16 protein-coding genes and 1 tRNA gene are annotated in these 19,069 nt (G+C 44.4%); 13 read left to right on the top strand and 4 right to left on the bottom strand.

The annotated features are described in order from the left end of the window. Positions 1-321: 321 nt before the first annotated feature. The 5 genes from rarD (ACP7AA_RS00955) to ACP7AA_RS00935 all read left to right on the top strand — a co-directional run bounded on the left by rarD (ACP7AA_RS00955) (position 322) and on the right by ACP7AA_RS00935 (position 5,201). The gene (rarD, locus tag ACP7AA_RS00955; protein WP_296174825.1) at positions 322-1,392 is read left to right on the top strand and encodes an EamA family transporter RarD; all 1,071 of its coding nucleotides are present in this window, start codon (positions 322-324) and stop codon (positions 1,390-1,392) included. Positions 1,393-1,684: 292 nt separating this feature from the next. Then, on the top strand, positions 1,685-2,755 hold the full coding sequence (rarD, locus tag ACP7AA_RS00950; RefSeq protein ID WP_426222388.1) for an EamA family transporter RarD: 1,071 nt from the start codon (positions 1,685-1,687) through the stop codon (positions 2,753-2,755). 252 nt (positions 2,756-3,007) lie between these two features. Further along, positions 3,008-3,676, top strand: a complete 669-nt coding sequence (locus ACP7AA_RS00945) for a glutathione S-transferase (RefSeq protein WP_426222387.1) — start codon at positions 3,008-3,010, stop codon at positions 3,674-3,676. A gap of 93 nt (positions 3,677-3,769) precedes the next feature. After that, positions 3,770-4,051, top strand: a complete 282-nt coding sequence (locus tag ACP7AA_RS00940) for a hypothetical protein (protein WP_426222386.1) — start codon at positions 3,770-3,772, stop codon at positions 4,049-4,051. Between the two features lie 31 nt (positions 4,052-4,082). Then, positions 4,083-5,201: a ribonuclease Z gene (locus ACP7AA_RS00935; RefSeq protein WP_426222385.1), complete on the top strand. Its 1,119-nt coding sequence runs from the start codon at positions 4,083-4,085 to the stop codon at positions 5,199-5,201. Positions 5,202-5,214: 13 nt separating this feature from the next. Here the strand turns inward: ACP7AA_RS00935 and ACP7AA_RS00930 are convergent, their stop codons facing one another. After that, positions 5,215-6,180, bottom strand: coding sequence for an ATP-binding protein (locus tag ACP7AA_RS00930; RefSeq protein WP_426222384.1), 966 nt, complete (start codon positions 6,178-6,180; stop codon positions 5,215-5,217). A gap of 69 nt (positions 6,181-6,249) precedes the next feature. On the opposite strand from ACP7AA_RS00930, the gene ACP7AA_RS00925 reads away from it, so the two are divergent. Beyond that, positions 6,250-7,296 (top strand): serine/threonine-protein kinase, encoded by a 1,047-nt coding sequence (locus tag ACP7AA_RS00925; RefSeq protein WP_426222383.1) that lies wholly within the window; start codon positions 6,250-6,252, stop codon positions 7,294-7,296. Positions 7,297-7,378: 82 nt separating this feature from the next. Here the strand turns inward: ACP7AA_RS00925 and ACP7AA_RS00920 are convergent. The 3 genes from ACP7AA_RS00920 to ACP7AA_RS00910 all read right to left on the bottom strand — a co-directional run bounded on the left by ACP7AA_RS00920 (position 7,379) and on the right by ACP7AA_RS00910 (position 10,760). Next, positions 7,379-7,463: transfer RNA gene (locus tag ACP7AA_RS00920), tRNA-Leu, on the bottom strand. Positions 7,464-7,683: 220 nt separating this feature from the next. After that, entirely contained in the window at positions 7,684-9,357 is a 1,674-nt protein-coding gene (locus tag ACP7AA_RS00915) for a sigma 54-interacting transcriptional regulator (protein WP_426222382.1), read from the bottom strand. Between the two features lie 53 nt (positions 9,358-9,410). After that, the gene (locus tag ACP7AA_RS00910) at positions 9,411-10,760 is read right to left on the bottom strand and encodes a two-component system sensor histidine kinase NtrB (protein ID WP_426222381.1); all 1,350 of its coding nucleotides are present in this window, start codon (positions 10,758-10,760) and stop codon (positions 9,411-9,413) included. 135 nt (positions 10,761-10,895) lie between these two features. Between ACP7AA_RS00910 and rimO the strand changes: the two genes are divergently transcribed. From rimO to rseP, 7 genes are all read left to right on the top strand, one after another. After that, a complete protein-coding gene (gene rimO, locus ACP7AA_RS00905) occupies positions 10,896-12,518 on the top strand; it encodes a 30S ribosomal protein S12 methylthiotransferase RimO (protein WP_426222380.1) in 1,623 nt (540 codons plus the stop codon). A 205-nt stretch (positions 12,519-12,723) separates the two neighbouring features. Beyond that, positions 12,724-13,449 (top strand): UMP kinase, encoded by a 726-nt coding sequence (gene pyrH, locus ACP7AA_RS00900; RefSeq protein ID WP_068404576.1) that lies wholly within the window; start codon positions 12,724-12,726, stop codon positions 13,447-13,449. Positions 13,450-13,594: 145 nt separating this feature from the next. Next, positions 13,595-14,149, top strand: a complete 555-nt coding sequence (frr, locus tag ACP7AA_RS00895; protein WP_068404574.1) for a ribosome recycling factor — start codon at positions 13,595-13,597, stop codon at positions 14,147-14,149. Between the two features lie 262 nt (positions 14,150-14,411). Beyond that, positions 14,412-15,170, top strand: coding sequence for a polyprenyl diphosphate synthase (gene uppS / locus ACP7AA_RS00890; protein ID WP_426222379.1), 759 nt, complete (start codon positions 14,412-14,414; stop codon positions 15,168-15,170). Positions 15,171-15,354: 184 nt separating this feature from the next. Beyond that, on the top strand, positions 15,355-16,164 hold the full coding sequence (locus ACP7AA_RS00885) for a phosphatidate cytidylyltransferase (RefSeq protein WP_426222378.1): 810 nt from the start codon (positions 15,355-15,357) through the stop codon (positions 16,162-16,164). 148 nt (positions 16,165-16,312) lie between these two features. Continuing rightward, on the top strand, positions 16,313-17,521 hold the full coding sequence (gene ispC, locus ACP7AA_RS00880) for a 1-deoxy-D-xylulose-5-phosphate reductoisomerase (protein WP_426222377.1): 1,209 nt from the start codon (positions 16,313-16,315) through the stop codon (positions 17,519-17,521). Between the two features lie 59 nt (positions 17,522-17,580). Beyond that, the gene (gene rseP, locus ACP7AA_RS00875) at positions 17,581-18,957 is read left to right on the top strand and encodes an RIP metalloprotease RseP (RefSeq protein WP_426222376.1); all 1,377 of its coding nucleotides are present in this window, start codon (positions 17,581-17,583) and stop codon (positions 18,955-18,957) included. The last annotated feature ends 112 nt before the right edge of the window (positions 18,958-19,069 follow it).

The raw sequence follows: 19,069 nt of genomic DNA, 5'->3' as shown, positions 1-19,069 counted from the left end.
AGTTTAGTTAGCAATACTGCTCTAGAAAAAGCCTCTGACGATATCGTTGGGGGCTTTTTTTTGAGTGCTGTTTATTCTCAAAGTCCATTTTCTAGCTTTTAACCTATACATCTTAGCTTTTATAGTTAAAATACATTAAAACGCTACGGCACTGCTGGTATAAGTTTTTCTTGCTTGCTGTGCCTACGCAGACAGAGGCTGCAAAAAACTTATACCAGCAATACGTGAAATATTGATATTACATTTGACTGATTATGATTACTAACCTTTATAAACTTATTATAAATAATACCCATTAAGCGCTATTTTAAGGCCGTTGTTATGCTTACGACCAATCAAACTTTTCAGGGAACCTTAGCTGCAATATCATCCAGTTTTTTGTTTTCATTGATGTTCTTGTTTGGGCTATTTATGTTGCCCTTAACAGGTACGCAAGTAGCGTCATGGCGGGTGCTGATGATGCTATTGAGCTTGCTGATATTGGTCAGTTTTACTAAGCAATGGCAACACGTTTTTGATTATCTAAAAACTTTAAAAACCCCGAAAGAATGGCTGATATTTATATTACCTACGCCGATATTGGGTGGGCAGATTTGGCTGTTTATGTGGGGGCCGGTCAATGGTTTCGGTCTTGATGTCACTTTGGGTTATTTTTTATTGCCGCTGGTGATGATAGTGCTGGGGCGCTTTTTTTATCATGAGCATATGAGTGCATTGCAATGGATGGCGGCGCTACTGGCAGCACTGGGGATTGGCTATGATATCTTTCAATATGGGACGGTATCGTGGGTGACGTTATTTGTATGCTTGGGTTATCCGCCTTATTATCTCCTGCGGCGTAAGCTTGCCGTACCGCCTATTACCGGTTTACTGTCAGATTTGACTTTGCTGACGCCGGTGGTACTCATCATGCTGTATAGCAGTGGCGGATTTAGCGTGGCGGCACAAAACATAAAGTTTTGGTATTTATTACCGCTGCTCGGTGCTTTTAGTGCGCTTGCCATGTCACTGACCATGGTTGCGAGTAGTAAGCTGCCAGTGTCATTATTTGGTGCCCTAAGTTATGTAGAACCGATGCTGCTGTTTGTTTTGTCCATTACCGTTTTAAACCAAAGCCTCGATGAAGGCGGCTCGTTATTTATGTACGGCATGATTACTTTGGCGTTATTTATCATGATTGCTGATAGTGTAATGGGTTATCTTCGTCGTCGCCGTGATAATCATTTGCATGGCTACCGCGAGCCACAAGTGGGCGGCTTTCCACCACGCCGCCGTTTGATAAATCGCCGTATCGATGGGGTGTTAGCCGCCCATCGTTTCCGTAAGATGCGTCGTTATCAAAAAAAGATGGATAGAATACAGCGTAAAATCGAGCAGCTAGATACTAAGTAAGCAGGGTGATGGATATGAGTTAAGGGTGCAGCTTAAATAAACCAAACATCAAAATGAATAGGCGGGTTAAGTCAATGTATTGCTTATCTATTCTGACTTTGACATAATGTAAAGCTTGATATAAGCACTTAGTATTTACAGCGTTTATCTCAACATTATACGATTGATTTATCAGCAAAAAATTCTATAGATAAAAAGCTTATAGACAGAAGGCCTCCGACGTTCGCGTCTGAGGCTTTTGTTTTTTTTCAAAATTGCCAAGGACGTGCGCTTATCTCTAAAGGCTGTTGTTATGTTCCCCACCAATCAGACGTCGCAAGGCACCATCGTTGCAGTGGCAGCAAATTTTCTCTATGCATTGCTATTTTTATTTGGTCTACTGATGCAGCCATTATCGGGGACGCAGGTTGCTTCTTGGCGCGTGCTGATGATGCTACTCAGCTTGGTGCTACTGGTCAGTGTCCTTAAGCAATGGCAGCATATTTTTGATTACCTCAAAACCTTAAAGACCGCAAAAGAGTGGTTTTTATTTATCATACCCACACCGATTTTGGGCGCGCAAATCTGGATATTCATGTGGGCACCCGTCAATGATTTGGGTCTAGAGGTGACATTGGGGTATTTCTTATACCCAATGATTATGATTATCGTGGGGCGCTTTTTTTATAATGAAGACATGACGCTGCTACAGTGGGTGGCTACCATCTGTGCTGCGCTCGGTATTGCCTATGACGTCTGGCAATATGGTGCTATTTCTTGGGCAACCTTATTTGTCTGTTTGGGTTATCCGCCTTATTATCTTCTGCGTCGTAAACTTGCCGTGCCGCCTATTACGGGGCTTATTTCGGATTTGGTTTTATTAACACCGGTGGTTATCATCGCCTTATATATGAGCGGTGGTTTTGAGCTTGCGATAGCGACGGATAAATTTTGGTATCTGTTGCCGCTACTGGGTATCATCAGTACTGCGGCGATGGCACTGACTATGGTCGCTAGTCAAAAGCTGCCGGTCTCGCTATTTGGCACTTTATGCTACCTTGAGCCGATATTCCTATTTATATTTTCCATCACGATTTTGCACCAAAGCATCGATGAGGGTGGCTCGTTATTTATGTACGGCATGATTTTTATCGCGCTGCTGATTATGATTGCTGATAGTGCGCATGGTTATGTGACTCGTAAGCGTGACGACCGTTTGCAAGGGTATAATGAGCCTCAGGTCGGCAGTTTCCCGCCGCGCCGCCGCCTAAAAAATCGCCGTATTAAAGGCGTATTGACCGCACATCGTTTCCGTAAGATTAGAAAATATCAGCAAAGAATAGACAAGATGACGCGCAAAATTGAAGAATTACATGCTAAATAACACTGACAGCTTAAGGGCGATAAGTTTGACTTGCTAGGCATGGTTTTGTAGCCGTGCTCTACACAGTTTCTGTGTTAAAGGCTGGTTAATTGCGCTATTATCGACAGCAGTGCTGCCACGCTCAAAACAATGCTTAATCATGCCTAATCAATCATGTCTAATCCTGCTCAAAAGGCTTAGCAATGTTAGCAATGGAATGCGGGCGCTACCTATCATTATTATTGCTTATTCACACTATAACTAGGATGGTTTATGTTACACCTTCATCATTTAGCAAACTCACGCTCGTTTCGTATTATCTGGCTATTAGAAGAGCTTAAGGTTGATTATAAACTGACTTGCTATGCGCGCAATAAAGCCTACCGCGCACCTGACAGTTTAAAACAAATACATCCGCTCGGTCATGCGCCGATGTTAGAAGTAAATGAGCGTGTGCTCATTGAGTCAGGATTTATCATTGAGTATTTGCTTAAGCATTATGATAGCGAGAAGCAATTCAAGCCTGCGGATGACAACGAAGCGGCGTGGGAAGCGTATACCTTTTGGCTGCATTTTGCCGAAGCATCAGTGATGCCGCCATTGGTCATGCGTTTGGTGTTCACCAAAGTGGTTGAGCAGTCGCCGATGCTTATCAAGCCTGTGAGCAAAAGCATCCGCAATCAAGTCGAAAAAAGCATGATTAGCAAAAGCTTAGATACCATATTGACCATGATGGAGCAGCATCTGCAAGACAATCATTGGTTTGCCGGTAGCGAATTCAGTGCCGCTGATATCCAAATGCATCTTGCAGTCGTCGGTGCTAATGCTGGTGGCGGTTTAGATAGCAGTAAATATGCCAATATCTTAAACTGGCTCAAACGTTGTGAAGAGCGCGATGCCTTTAAGCGTGCCGAAGAAAAGGGCGGTCGTTTACAGTTCTAAACGAGGCGCATTTAATCGTTAATCAATGACTAATTTAATATGATAATAAAAGGTTTTGTTTATTTATAGACAAAACCTTTTTTAGGATAAAAAATGACAGACTTGAATAAATCAAATAATAAAAATACCGATATTGATGTTAATAATGATACTAATATTGCTGCTAAACAAGCGCCGAATAGTACCGATGGTAGTGTGCATAGCCAGCAAGTATCTATCAAAGCATGGTCACAAAAATTGCTGGTAGTGATTTTATGTGTTGCTAGCTTTTATGGTGGTTGGAAATCTTATGAGTCCAATATGGTCAATGAATGTACGGCCAATGGCGGGCAAATGATTGAAGGTCAAAGAACCATGCTATGTCAGTCGTTGTAGAAAATAACGATTTAGATAGAAGAGGGTGTCTATGCTAAAGCTTACCTTTTTGGGTACTTCCGCAGGGGTACCAACCAAACAGCGTAACGTCACAGCGCTTGCCATCGAGTGCCTCAATCCTTATAGCTCAGGGGCAAATCAACAACAAAAGAAAAAATCGCGTCCTTGGGTTTTAATTGATTGCGGTGAAGGCACCCAGCAGCAGCTCTTACATACCAAGTTATCCTTACATCAACTCGAAGCGATTTGTATTACCCATGTGCATGGCGATCACTGCTATGGTTTGCCAGGATTGCTGGCGAGTACGGCAATGTCAGGTCGTACTGCAGCGCTAACGCTTATTGCGCCAAAAGCGATAGCAACGCTGCTTGAGGCGATTACCTTAACGACTGAGCTGTACTTTCCGTTTGTCATTAACTTTATGGCGATAGAAGATTTGTTGTCTGAGCCAAATGATAAGCATAAAGGTAAAGTAACGATCAATTTAGACCACCAGCATCAGCTAATTATAGATATTCATCCTTTATCGCATCGTGTCGCCTCTTATGGATTTGCGATGACTGAAACCATCAGCCGACGTACACTTAATACCGATAAATTAACAGCGGCAGGTATTCCAGCAAGCGCGCTGTGGGGCAGACTGCAACAGGGTGAAGATGTTGTGACCGAAGACGGTCGCAAGCTTTATTCAGTGGATTATGTCGATAATGAGAGTCAGTGTACAAAGGTAGTAGTTGCTGGAGATAACGACACGCCGGAGCGCTTAAGAGAGGCAGTAGCTGGTGTAGATCTACTGGTGCATGAAGCCACTTATACCCATGAGGTGTTACATAAGATTCAGGCAAAAAATCCAGACTTTGATCCCATGCATAGTAGGGCACAGCTGGTAGGTAGGTTCGCTCAAAACAATGAGGTTAAGAATCTAATTTTGACCCATTTTAGCGCTCGCTATCAAAGCTTTGATAACCCACAGAGTAGTACGCCGAACATGGCGCATATTCGCTTGGATGCCCAAAGTACTTATGCAGGCAATCTATGGTTAGCAGCAGATTTTGACCAATATATGGTGAATGGCTCAGCTGATTTGATAGACGAAGAAGAGGGTAGCCGCGTGCAGTATCTAGGCTCTGCACGCGATTATAAACAATAAATCTAAATAACTTTTAAGAGTTATTATCCTCAGCTGCCAATTGTGTTTGTCCTATCCAGTAGCGGCTAAACTGGTACGCCACACGTCCCGAACGTCCGCCGCGCTCTGATGCCCAGCGTAATGCTGCTGCTCTGATATTATCAGGTAGCGTCTTATTTTCTTCTTCATTATGATTACTTTCTTTAACGTCATTCGCATTATTTAGATTGCGGCTTGGCGAAAGCGATAAATAATGGCGCACGATGTGTAAGTAAGTGTTTTGATCCATGGGATGAAAGGACAACCAAAGCCCAAATCGATCAGACAGCGATACAGTCTCGTCAATGGTTTCATAAGGGTTGACCTCATCGGTTTGGCCGTTATAGATATTGACATTGTCTTTCATCAGCTGTGGCAAAAGATGACGGCGGTTACTGGTGGCATAGACCAATAGCTTGTCTTGTTCTGAGTCCAGCGAGCCGTCCAACACACTCTTCAATGTCCGATAACTCTCATCTTGACCGTTAAATGCCAAGTCATCACAGTACACCACATAGTGGCAACCACAATCCGCTGGCAGCGCATTAATGGCGGCGCGAATCTTATCAAGCACCCGCAGGTCATCACGGGCAATTTCAATAATACGCAGTCCTTCGCTATGATAAGCTTGTAGCAATGCTCGAATCAGCGATGACTTGCCAGCGCCGCGTGTGCCTGTCATCAAGACGTGATTGGCAGGATAGCCCTTTAGAAACTGCCGTGTGTTCTGTACCAGTTTTGCCTTTTGCGTATCGATACCATGCAAGTCATCTAAACTTAAAAACAAGTTAACAGCCAGCGGCTCTAGATGGCCCTGATGACCGCCAACCCAGCGATAGGCTAGCTGGGCAGGATCAATCTCGATAGTTGGCGTGACCTGCTCTTGGAGGTACTGCCCAAGCAAATCCAATAAATGGTCGGGTAGGGCATAATTCATATGGGTGTTAGTGGATTGGGGCATAATAATTGGTCGCTTATATAAATTAAAATGTCGTTTGGCATACTAGACGCATAAAGGTTTCACTTTACCATGAAAAATAGTGCCAGTAATCCATCTACAGAAAAAGCGTGTGCAAAGCACGCAAGTATAGAAAGAAGGTCTTCGAAACAAGCACTACAAACGCAAGCACAGAAAACTCTGCCAGTGCTGACCACTTTATTCTCAAGCTTGCATTATCGCAAGATAGCGCATCAGCGAGTCAGTCAGCAAAGTGATAGTGGTGAGGCCAATTACCAAGGGTTAACGCGCAGTCAGCATGCGCAATTTGGTCAGGTGATGATTAAATGGCAGTTAAGTGCTGATACCAATCACGACTCGGCTGATTTAGCTTACGAGGCTGACGTTTTAAAATCTATAAATATATCAATCAGTGAAAACAGCCTGCCTGCTATCGCTCCACCAATACTAGCCTACGATAACGTCACGATTCAAATACTAAAACCGTCTTCGCAGCTGATTGTATTGGTCACGCCTTATTATCCAAATGGCAGCTTGGCATCTCAGCTTAATTCTCAAAATCACTCGCGATTAGCAGACATACAAAAGCATCATTTTATTGTGCAGTCTGCTCTTCTCGTCGCCAAGCTACATAACATTGGCTGGCTACATAATGATATTAAGCCTAGTAATATTTTGCTAGATGGTTTCATGCCAAATCATGCGGATAATAGCAGTATCACACCTGATTTATTATTAACTGACTTTGCTTTGGCAGAAGCAATTAATCATGATGTTGCTAAAAACAGTGATAAAAATAGTACGGGAGATAGTGCTGGTACGCCAGCCTATCTTGCCCCTGAACGCTGGCAAGGGCAGGGCGCAACGCTGCAAAGTGATATTTATGCGTTTGGGATAATAATGTATGAAATATTAACGGGCGAGCGACCGTTTAATATTGATAATCCGAGTGGTGAGCCGTTAAGAGAATGGGCAATTCAACATTGCCAACAGCCAGTTCCAACATTGCCGTTAGAGTATAGTGGTTATCAAAGTATCATTGATAAAACTTTGGCGAAGCGGGTAGAGAGAAGGTATCAAAGTATGGAAGAGATTGTGGTGGATTTGGAAAGATTATAATCATGAATGCTAAACTCTAGACACAAAAAAACCTGCTAAAAAGCAGGCTTTAATATTTGGTCTAAGATGTACTATCCGAAAATGGTGGGGCTGGAGAGACTCGAACTCTCACACCTTGCGGCGCCAGAACCTAAATCTGGTGCGTCTACCAATTCCGCCACAGCCCCATTTTCGTTACTCTATCATCAAAGGCAGTTAAATTCAAATGCCATCGAGATAGTTAACTGATTCGGTAGTGCGTCTCAGTGGTTGGCTATTATATAGAGTTTGAATCGTTTGGCAACCCCTATTTGCGATTTTTTTTAATTATTTGGTCATTATTTTCGATATATTTCATAAAATACTGATATTTATAGGAATTTTTTATAATGATTTCTGGTTTTAATTTCAATTATTTTGCTCTGATGCGCTAATCTCTAATTGCTGTAATTTGCGCGTCAAAGTATTGCGTCCCCAACCCAGTAAGTTGGCGGCTGCTATTTTTTTACCACCGCTATGATTGAGCGCAGCTTGCAGCAACACACGTTCAAACTCGGGCGTTGCGGTTTGTAAAATATCGGTTTCACCCGTTTGCAGCGACTGCTCAGCCCATATAGCCAACGCTTGCTGCCAGCTTTGCTTATCATTCGTTTGGGTCAGTTGACTGTTTTGAGGAACGTGATATGCCGCATTGCTTTGTTGCTCTACATTAGGGTCAGCATCGTCTAGCAGCTCTGGCGGTAAATCCTCGACCATGACCGTATCGCCCGTGGTCATGACGGTCAGCCAAAGGCAAACGTTTTCAAGTTGACGGACATTACCGCGCCACGCAAAAGCTTGCATCATCTGAAGCGTGGTAGGATGCAGCTGCTTTTCGGCGCTATTTAATTGTTTGGCGGCACGCTGCATAAAGTAGGTAGCTAATGCAGGAATATCTTCAGGACGCGTCCGTAAGGGCGGCAATGGCATACGAATGACATTAAGGCGATAAAATAAATCTTCACGAAATTTGCCTTGTTTGACCAATTCTTCTAAGTTTTGATGGGTAGCGGCAATGATGCGCACATTGACTTTGACCGGTTGCTGTCCGCCGACGCGAAAAAACTCACCGTTGGCCAATACGCGCAGCAGCCGCGTCTGAGTACTGTACGGCATATCGCCGATTTCGTCTAAAAATAGCGTACCGCCGTCCGCTTGCTCAAAACGACCTTGCCGCGTCGTCGTTGCACCAGTAAACGCGCCTTTTTCGTGACCAAACAATTCTGACTCAATTAAATCATGCGGTATCGCTGCCATATTAAGCGCGATAAAAGGTTGCTGCGCTCTTGGAGAATGGGCATGAAGCGCACCTGCCACCAGCTCTTTACCTGTGCCTGATTCACCAGTAATCAAAACGGTAATAGGAGAATGGGCCAAGCGTCCAATCGCGCGAAACACCGTTTGCATCGCTTGCGATTGACCGATGATACCGCTTGGATTGTTATTAATATCGCTACCTGTTGGGTTTTTAGGTTTAGATTTAAGTGCGGTGGTCGTTTTGGTTTCCTTTTTAGCTTTTTTGACAGTCTTTTGAGCAGGCTTAGTTGCATCATTTGTTATTGTTAAATTCGGCTGATAATTAATAGCCTTATAAATTGTGGCAACCGCTTCATCTAAATCAAAGGGTTTGGGCAGATATTCAAACGCGCCAGTTTGATAGCTATTGATAGCAGAGCTCAGGTCGGAATGCGCGGTCATAATGACAATCGGTAGCGTAGGGAAGTGCTGATGTACCCAATCACTAAAGGACAGACCGTCCATCATTGGCATACGAATATCGGTCAATATCACATCTGGTAGCTGGTCAACTGATGCGCGCTGTTGCAAGATATCGTTCAGGCGCGTCCACGCTGCTTGCGCTTGGGTAAAGCTAATAACCGTTAAGCCTGCCTCTTCAAAGGTATCTGCCAATACCAAGCGCAGCGCCGCATCATCATCGATAAGCCATAACGTCGCGGGAGTAGCAGCAGGATTATTATCCACGGTGACCATAGAGATTTGCTCATTGCTCGTAAGGTATTTCGCGTCATTATACTGAGTCATGGGTTTCGCCTAATAAGCAGTGAGAAATGGAAAATGAATATAAAATCTTAGCCTTAACGGTCAGCGCTTGGCTGAGAGAAAGGCAGGTAGAGGGTAAAGCGGGTTTGATTGTGCTGATAATGACTTTTAAAACTGCCGCTAAAACCTTGTGATTGCTTTGAGCTGACGTCAATCATACCATGATGGCGGCTGATGATATCTTGGACGATGGATAAACCTAGACCTGTACCAGCTGCGCGGTTGGTCACCATCGGGAAAAATATCTGACCGATTAATGCGTCGTCTATCCCTGAGCCGTTGTCGGTAATGGTGATTTGCAAGACTTGTTTGTGCTGCAAGCTACCGATGGTATGCTGAAAAACCACCCGCGTTTGGATATGCAGCTTAGGTTGATAATTATCATTAATATCAGAGTGTTTCTGCGCAATAGCTGATGGAAAGTTGCCAAACGTGGCTGGCGTATTTTGTTGCAGCGTTTGCTCAAACTCAGTCATCGATTCACATGCATTATTCATCAGGTTTAAAAACACTTGGATTAATTGATCTTTATCCGCGCATAACTCGGGTAACGATAAATCATAATCACGTTGTAGCACCACGTCTGGATATTGATGAATAATTAAAGCCAAAACGTGCTCTAGCGGTTCATGGATATTGAGCATTTGCCAGTTTGGCAATTGATGAGAGCCAAGAAGCTGCCCAATCAACTGGGTCAAACGATCGGTTTCTGAAATGATAATATCAGTATAACTCCGCAGCTTAGCCGCATTCTTTTTCAGGTTATTTTCATCCGCTACATTCAAATTTTCATTCACAATAGCAGAAAATTCATTAAACTTAATGAATTGCCGCTGTAATAATTGCGCCGCCCCGCGAATGCCTGCCAATGGATTTTTGATTTCATGGGCGACCGAGCGTAACATATGACGGGCGACGCTATATTGCTGCTGCTGGCGCTGTTCTTCTGAAATACGACTTTGCCGGTCTTTGCCCCACATCTCAATAATAAAATAAGGCTGCTGCTCATCGCTAACAGGCGTCACGCTATAATCCACAGATAACGACAGTCCGCCGTTTAGCTGGGTATGTATAAGGTGATCATGATCGATAAACGGCTGTTGATAGTGCTTTGCTTGACTAAAACGCTCCGTCAACGCGCAGGTCTTATCTTCGCGATTATTATTAATAAGACTGTCTTTTAACGTCAACTCATCGGGCGCAAGTAGGCTCAAGATTGACTGGCCTCGCAAACGTCCGCTGCTAATGGCAAGCAGCTGCTCGGCTTGCGCATTTAGCCACCTAATGGTCAGCGAGCCATCAACGTATAAAATAGCGGTAAATAAATGCTGTAATATAAACGTCGAATCTGGGTTCAGTTTGGCAGTGCTCAAATCAGCCGTCATGGAAAATGCCTAAAATTAAAAGATACGAAAGATAATATTTAACCATAAATCAACACACTAGCGCGGCAAAACTGGCGATTATCACAAAAAAAACGTACAATGCGCACAGCCAATTTATCTCTAGCAAGGTCAGCCATGCCCAACACTTCTACCGAGTCGCTTAATACGACTGTTACCACCTCATCAGTTTCTACATCGTCAGCTTCTGCCTCATCAGCTTCTATGCCAAAAAACACTGCCACTATTTTTAATCCTGCAAAGCCAAATATAGCGCAAGAAAGCAGTCAGGCGGATGTTAGTCAAGCAAACACTAACCAGCCTTACCACCATAAAGCCAACCACAATCAAAACCGTAGTATTGAGCAAAGTAGCGATGCGACGTTAGCCAATTCAGCGACGATTGACGCGCCCGTGAACGCTGCGCCAAAGATTGGCTTTGTATCGCTTGGTTGTCCAAAGGCGCTGGTCGATAGTGAGCGCATTATCACCGAGCTTAGTCGTGACGGCTATCAAGTCGCCAGCGATTATGAAGGCGCAGACTTGGTTGTGGTTAATACTTGCGGTTTTATTGAGTCAGCAGTGCAAGAGTCACTTGACGCCATCGGTGAAGCGATTAGCAAAAACGGCAAAGTGATTGTCACCGGCTGCTTGGGTAAAGAGGCCGATAAAATCCGTGCCATGCACCCAGCCGTGCTATCGGTCACCGGTGCGCATGCTTATGATGAGGTGATTACTGCCGTCTCGCAACATGTGCCCAAACCCAAGCGCGATATAGATAGCAACTATGATCCAAAGATAGATTTGATTAATGAGACGGGGATTAAATTGACCCCAAGCCATTATGCGTACCTTAAAATATCAGAAGGCTGCAACCATCGTTGTACTTTTTGCATCATTCCAAGTTTGCGCGGCGATTTGGTTTCGCGGCCGATTGATAGCGTGATGAATGAAGCAATGGCGCTGAAAAACGCTGGCGTGAAAGAGCTGTTGATTATCTCACAAGATACCTCGGCTTATGGGCTGGACTTAAAATATAAAACCAGCTTTTGGAATGGCATGCCGCTAAAGTCAAAATTTTATGACTTGTGCCAAGCGTTAAATGATTTGGGTATTTGGGTGCGCCTGCACTATGTTTATCCTTATCCGCATGTCGATAAAGTGGTTGAGCTGATGGGCGAGAAAAAACTACTGCCTTATCTTGATATTCCATTCCAACATGCTAGCCACAGTATTTTAAAAGCGATGAAACGTCCGGCGCATAGCGAAAATACTTTGGCGCGTATTAAAGCGTGGCGTGAAATTTGCCCTGATATTGTCATTCGTTCAACCTTCGTCGTTGGTTTCCCAGGCGAGACCGAAGAAGATTTTCAGTGCTTGCTTGATTGGCTGGTCGAGGCGCGCCTTGATCGCGTCGGTGCTTTTACGTATTCAGAAGTCGAAGGTGCGGTCGCCAATGATTTGCCAAATCATGTACCTGAAGACATTAAGCAAGAACGCTATGAGCGTTTGATGACACTACAGCAAGAGATTTCAGCACAAAAGCTGCAAGAAAAAGTCGGTAAAACCTTGATGGTATTGGTCGATGAGATTGATGAAGAAGAAGGCATCGCGATTTGCCGTAGTTATGCGGATGCGCCTGAGATTGATGGTCACGTTTACGTCGATGATATCACCGCGCAAGTCAAAGTTGGACAATTCCTAACCGTCACGATCGATGACGCCAGCGAATATGATTTGTTTGCCAGTTATAAAGGTTAGAGAGCCACGACGATAACCGAGTGAAAGTTGCCCAATCGTGGGCAGTTTTTGCTACAATTAGCGCAATTTGGCTTTTTACCTATTTGACATCGTTTTTGGCGCTATTATGCCATTTAGGATAGTTTGAAAGGTTAAGCTAAAGTCCAATGCAATTTGTGTTTTATCGCTTATTTTAATTATAATTTCATGCTAACAAGGTGACCTCATGTCTGACAAAAACCCGCGTTACTCTCGTATCTTGCTAAAACTTTCTGGTGAAGCCTTAGCTGGTGGCAAAGAGATGGGGATTGATACCGAAGTGCTCGATAAGATGAGCTTGTCTATCGCCCACTTACGCGGACTTGGAGTGCAAGTCGGTATCGTCGTCGGCGGTGGTAACTTGTATCGCGGCGCTCAGTTGCAACAAGAAGGCTTGGTCGGCCGTGTCACTGGTGACCAAATGGGTATGCTTGCCACTGTGATGAATGGTCTGGCCATGCGTGATGCTCTTGAGCGCCGTAATATTAAAACGCGTTTGATGTCAGCATTGCCTATTGGCGAAGTCACTGAAAGCTATAGCAGCCGTAATGCCATTCGTTATCTTAAAAATGGTGAAGTGTGTATTTTTGTCGCGGGCACGGGTAATCCTTTCTTTACTACTGATACTGCTGCTTGCCTGCGTGGTATCGAAATCGAGGCGGGCTTAATTTTAAAAGCGACCAAAGTAGATGGCGTTTACGATAAAGACCCAAGCCTCCATGCCGATGCCAAAAAATATGACGGTTTAACCTTTGATGAAGTGCTCGAGCAAAAACTTGGCGTCATGGATTTAACAGCAATCGCTTTATGCCGTGAGCACAACGTCCCACTACAAGTATTTGATATGACCAAGCCTAACGCTTTATTAAACGTCATCATGGGCGAAAATGAAGGCACGCGCGTTTATCATTAAGCTTAAGCGTAGTAGGCTTTATCATTTATATGAGCATGAAATCACTGATGTGGTGAGCATCAATCTTTGAATAAGATTTATACCTAACAGCTTTATACCTAACAATAATGAATGATTTATCGATAGCGATAAATAAGGATACATGATGATTAAAGAGATTAAGCAAGACGGCGAAGCACGCATGCAAAAAACCTTGGAAGCGCTTGAGACGACTTTTAGCAAAGTACGTACTGGTCGCGCGCACCCAGGTATGCTATCTGGCGTGATGGTTAGCTACTACGGCGCCGATACGCCATTGAATCAAGTTGCCAGCGTCAACGTCGAAGACTCACGCACCTTACTGGTACAGCCATTTGAGCGTAGCATGGTGCAAGCGATTGATAAAGCCATTCGCGAAGCAGATTTAGGCTTAAACCCGATGACCGCTGACGTCATTCGTGTACCGATGCCAGCGTTGACCGAAGACACACGCCGCGATATGCAAAAACTTGCGCGCAGTGAAGCAGAAAATAGCCGTGTGTCTATCCGTAATATCCGCCGCGATATGATGAATGACATCAAAGAATTGGCAAAAGAAAAAGAAATCTCAGAAGATGACGAGCGCCGCGCCAGTGATGATATCCAAAAAATCACCGACAAATATATCGAAACCATTGATAGCCGTCTGAGCAAAAAAGAAAGCGACTTGATGGAAGTATAAGCGGCTGTCTTTTATTTTTAATTAAAGACAACAGCAGTATCTTTTCTCTAAAAACAGTCAATATTATATGCATATTGACTGTTTATTGCCGTATAAGAAATTAAGCCATTGTTAAGTAAGTGTTCTGTCTTAAACCCTTTATCAAAGCGTTTTTTGTTAAGTTTAGGTTTTTCATAAGTCATTTGCTAAATGTGCCATATTTTTCTTAACAGGCGATAACGCGCGTCACCTTACTTTACCCAAACCACAAGCAAGTCAGCCTATGTCTATTTCAGATACTTCATCTCCCGCGCTTCTCCCGCGGCATATCGCCGTCATCATGGATGGCAATAACCGCTACGGTAAAATCCATCAGTTAGGCAAAGGTCAGGGGCATATCGCTGGCAAAGATGCGCTAGACCCTGTTGTCGAATATTGCGTTAGCACGGGCATTGAAGTGCTAACCGTCTTTGCCTTCTCTAGTGAGAACTGGCAACGTCCGCCGAGCGAGGTGGCATTATTGATGCATTTGTTGAGCTTAACCATCAATGAGCAATTACCGCGCATGCAAAAATATCGCATTCGCTTGCGCTTTATTGGTGATCGCAGTCAGCTTAGTGAAGAGTTGCAAGCATTGATGTTAGATGCCGAGGCAAAAACCGCTGACTTTGAAGCGATGACCTTGGTAATCGCCATTAGCTACGGTGGACAGTGGGATATTGCGCATGCTGCTAAGCAGTTGGCGCAGCAAGTCGAAGCGGGCAAGTTGCGCGCAGAAGACATCGATAAAGAGATGCTTGGCGGATATGTGCAATTAGCAGATGCGCCAGCGGTTGATATGCTGATACGCACGGGCGGCGAATACCGTTTGTCAAACTTTCTATTATGGCAATCTGCTTATGCCGAATTGTTCTTTACCCAAACCCTGTGGCCCGATTTTAAAGTCGCAGAGCTTGCAGCGATGATAGCAGAATTTGCTCAGCGCCAACGCCGCTTTGGCAAAACCAGCGAACAAGTAGTGATAGAGCAGCAGAGTTCTTAAAATAATTTTAGCTAATAAGCGCTGTAGAAATAATTGCTTAAGTCGTCCGCGTGGTTTGAATTACACTTGTTTGGTCTATAATAAGCTGCTTTAATTGGCGTTAATCCTGTTTAATGGGCTATTATAGAGCGCTGTTATGCTAGATTTTGACCAAACATTTTTCGTTATATAAGGCTCGATAAGTATGTGGCAACGAATTAAGACGGCAATTGTTCTCGTTATTATCGTTGGTATTGCAATGTTTGCGAGCCAAACGCCTATTTTATTTGCACCGCTGCTAGCGATTGGCGTCATTATTGCCGCCCACGAGTGGACCAAACTGATGCCAAAGTGGCAGCAGCCTGCGTTGTTTGTGCTGTTGGTTTTAGCACTGACCATCGTTTCGCTGATGTTTAAGATCACTTGGCTGTTTTGGTGGGTGGCGTCATTGGTTATTTGGCTAATGGCATTGTCTTGGGTGCGGGTATTTCCCACTCATACCAACTGGTACGGTAAAAAATTGGCATTGATGGGTGCAGTAATATTGACCGCCGCCATTACCGCTATGTTCTACTTATGGCAGCTGTCAGCATGGTGGCTGTTATATGTATTCTTATTGGTCTGGTGTGCCGATAGTGGCGCTTACTTTGTTGGGCGTAAGTTTGGTCGCCGCAAGATGGCACCAAATGTTTCCCCCAATAAAAGTATGGAAGGACTGGCAGGCGGTTTAGTCACAGGCTTGCTTGTGGTCATCGTCATTAGTGTCTTTAAACTACAATTGACTGGCGTACCGTTAGTCGCTTTTGTAGCCTTGTCGGCGTTAACGATTTTGGCGTCCGTACTGGGTGATTTGTTTGAGTCGATGCTCAAACGCCGTGCTGATGTCAAAGACTCTGGAACGATTTTACCGGGGCATGGCGGGGTTCTTGACCGCATTGATTCGTTATTATCTGCCACACCGATATTTGCACTGGGCTTTTGGGCGCTACAGCAGCTTGGTTTAATTATCGCATAACAATAAGTAGTCCAAAAGTAAAAATCTATCAGGCTAAAAATATAAAAAGAAGTAGGGCTTACGTATTTGGTAGCGACTAAGCTGCCTATTATTAGGTCTTATGACTTATATTTATTTCTCATTTAATTTCACCGTATTATAGGCACAGATGGTTATGACCCAACGCATCGCCGTACTAGGCGCGACAGGCTCGATTGGCGATAGCACGTTAGCAATTTTAGCGGCGCAACCACAGAACTATGAAGTTTATGCCTTATCAGGCTACCACCGTTTAGATAAGCTATTTGCTCTCTGTCAGCAGTTTTTGCCCAAACGCGTCAGTGTGCCGACAGCAGCGGTCGATGATTTCGCTCAGCGTCTTAGCGCAGTAGGTTTAAATATCGATGTGGTCGGCGGTGAAGTAGGGCTGGTCGATATTGCAACTGACACGCAAACCAATACCGTCGTCGCTGCTATCGTAGGGGCAGCCGGTCTGCCTTCTACCTTAGCTGCCGCACGTGCAGGTAAGCGCATCTTATTGGCCAATAAAGAAGCCTTGGTCATGGCAGGGAAAGTCATGATTAATGCGGTTAAAACGCATCATGCGACCTTGTTGCCTTTAGACTCAGAACACAATGCCATTTTTCAATGTTTGCCATTAGCAATTCAGCAAGACAATACCCAAGTCCATCAGCCAAATCATGGTGTGCGTAAATTATGGTTGACTGCATCTGGCGGACCTTTTTTACAGCAGTCTTTTGCACAGATGCAGCAAGCTAGTGTTGCTGAAGCGGTGAAACATCCGAATTGGTCGATGGGGCAAAAAATATCGGTCGACTCGGCTACGATGATGAATAAAGGGCTTGAGCTGATTGAAGCTTGCCATTTATTTGATCTGCCAGAAAATAAGATAAATGTGGTCATTCACCCACAAAGTATTATTCACTCAATGGTAGAATATAGCGATGGTAGCTTTTTAGCGCAGCTAGGCAGTCCCGATATGAAGACGCCAATCGCCCACGCGCTCAGTTATCCTGACCGTATCGATAGCGGCTCGCAGCCATTGGATTTATTTGCCTTAAGCGGCTTAGAGTTTATTGAGCCTGATTTGCAAAAATTTGCCTGTTTGCGTTTGGCAAGGCAGGCGATGCAAGCGGGTACACAGGCCACGATTGTGCTAAACGCTGCCAATGAGATTGCAGTTGCCGCATTTTTAAATGGGCAGATTCGTCTGACTGATATTGCCGATATTAATGCGCAAGCACTAGATGAGATACAAGTAGCGGTATTAAATGAGACTGCCGATATTGAAGATATTTTAGCGATTGATAACATAGCGCGTCAGCATACTGATACGTTAGTGGCAAAGTTGGCATGAATCTATAAAAATTCAGTCATTTGATAAACGATGTTAAAAGAGAATATTGAGAAAAGATCATGACGTTTTTATTAACGCTACTTGCGGCAATATTTGTCTTAGGTCCACTCATCGCCTTACATGAGTGGGGCCATTACATCGTGGCGCGTCTGTGCGGCGTTAAAGTACTGACGTACTCTATTGGCTTTGGTCCGAAACTCTTTGGTTGGACCAGTAAAAAAAGTGGCATCGATTATCGTATCTCGGCACTGCCGCTTGGTGGCTACGTCAAAATGCTTGATGAGCGTGAAGGTGAGGTAGCAGCAGACGAGCTACATCTAGCGTTTAATCGTCAGCATCCGCTCAAAAAGATTGCGGTAGTTGCCGCAGGTCCTATCATGAATTTTGTCATCGCTATTGCATTATTTTGGGTGTTATTTATGACCCCATCAGAGCAATTGGCGACAAAGATAGGGCAGGTGCTACCAGATACCCCAGCAGCGATGGCACAGTTGCCCGTGGGCGATAAAATTGTCGCTATTGATGGTCATGACGTACAAACGTGGGAAGGTATTAACTATCGCCTTGCTGGGCGTATGGGTGAGACGGACAGTGTCAGTGTCACCTTACAGTCTGAGGCAACAGGTAGTAATGCCACCAAAACCTATCAAGCACCGATTAAAGAATTTATGCAAGGCGACGCGCAAGGCAAAGATGCGTTATCAAGCTTTGGTATGATACCGTGGCAACCAAACATCGCACCAATCGTTGGCAATTTAACGCCCGATGGCGCTGCCAGCCGTCAAGGCCTACAGGTTGGTGACCGCATTACGGCTATTAATGGTAAAGAGATTACCGACTGGATTAGCGCCACGCGTATCATTCGCGACAATCCTGAAACTTTGCTTAATTTCACTGTATTGCGTGATGGCAAACAAGTTCAGTTATCCATCATGCCGCAAGGTAAAAAAGACAATTTAGGTAACGATTACGGGCAAATTGGTGCTATGGTGGCAGAGTCTGAAATTGTCATTCCTGACGCTTACAAAACCACGGTTGTCTACGGCCCTGGTGAGTCATTGATTAAGTCGTTTGAGAAGACGGAGCAGTTAGCCGTCATGACGGTCAGCTCAATGGGCAAGATGCTGTCTGGTATGATAGGTTTGGAGAATTTATCAGGTCCGATTACCATTGCGAAAGTCGCTAAACAAAGCTTTGATATTAGCTGGCAGATGGTATTATCGACAGCAGCGTTGATCAGTTTGAGCCTTGCAGTCTTGAATCTTTTGCCCATTCCAGTATTAGATGGTGGACATATTGTCTACTACCTTATTGAGCTGATACGCGGTAAACCCCTGTCTGAAGGCGTGCAAATGGTCGGTCTAAATATCGGTTTACTCTTGCTGGCAGGTTTCATGGTGTTAGCAATTGGTAATGATATCAGTCGGCTATTTTGACAAAGGATGCTGACGCTTGGCAAGTAAGCCGCGATAGGCTAATGGTTGCGCCCTTATCAAGCACTGATGATTGAAGCGATACGGTGTTTATTTCATAATGTCGCCACTGTAC

The organism is Psychrobacter sp. DWR1-2-3 (assembly GCF_049896465.1).
GTDB classification, from domain to species: domain Bacteria; phylum Pseudomonadota; class Gammaproteobacteria; order Pseudomonadales; family Moraxellaceae; genus Psychrobacter; species Psychrobacter maritimus.
This window is presented reverse-complemented; position numbering and strand designations above follow the sequence as displayed.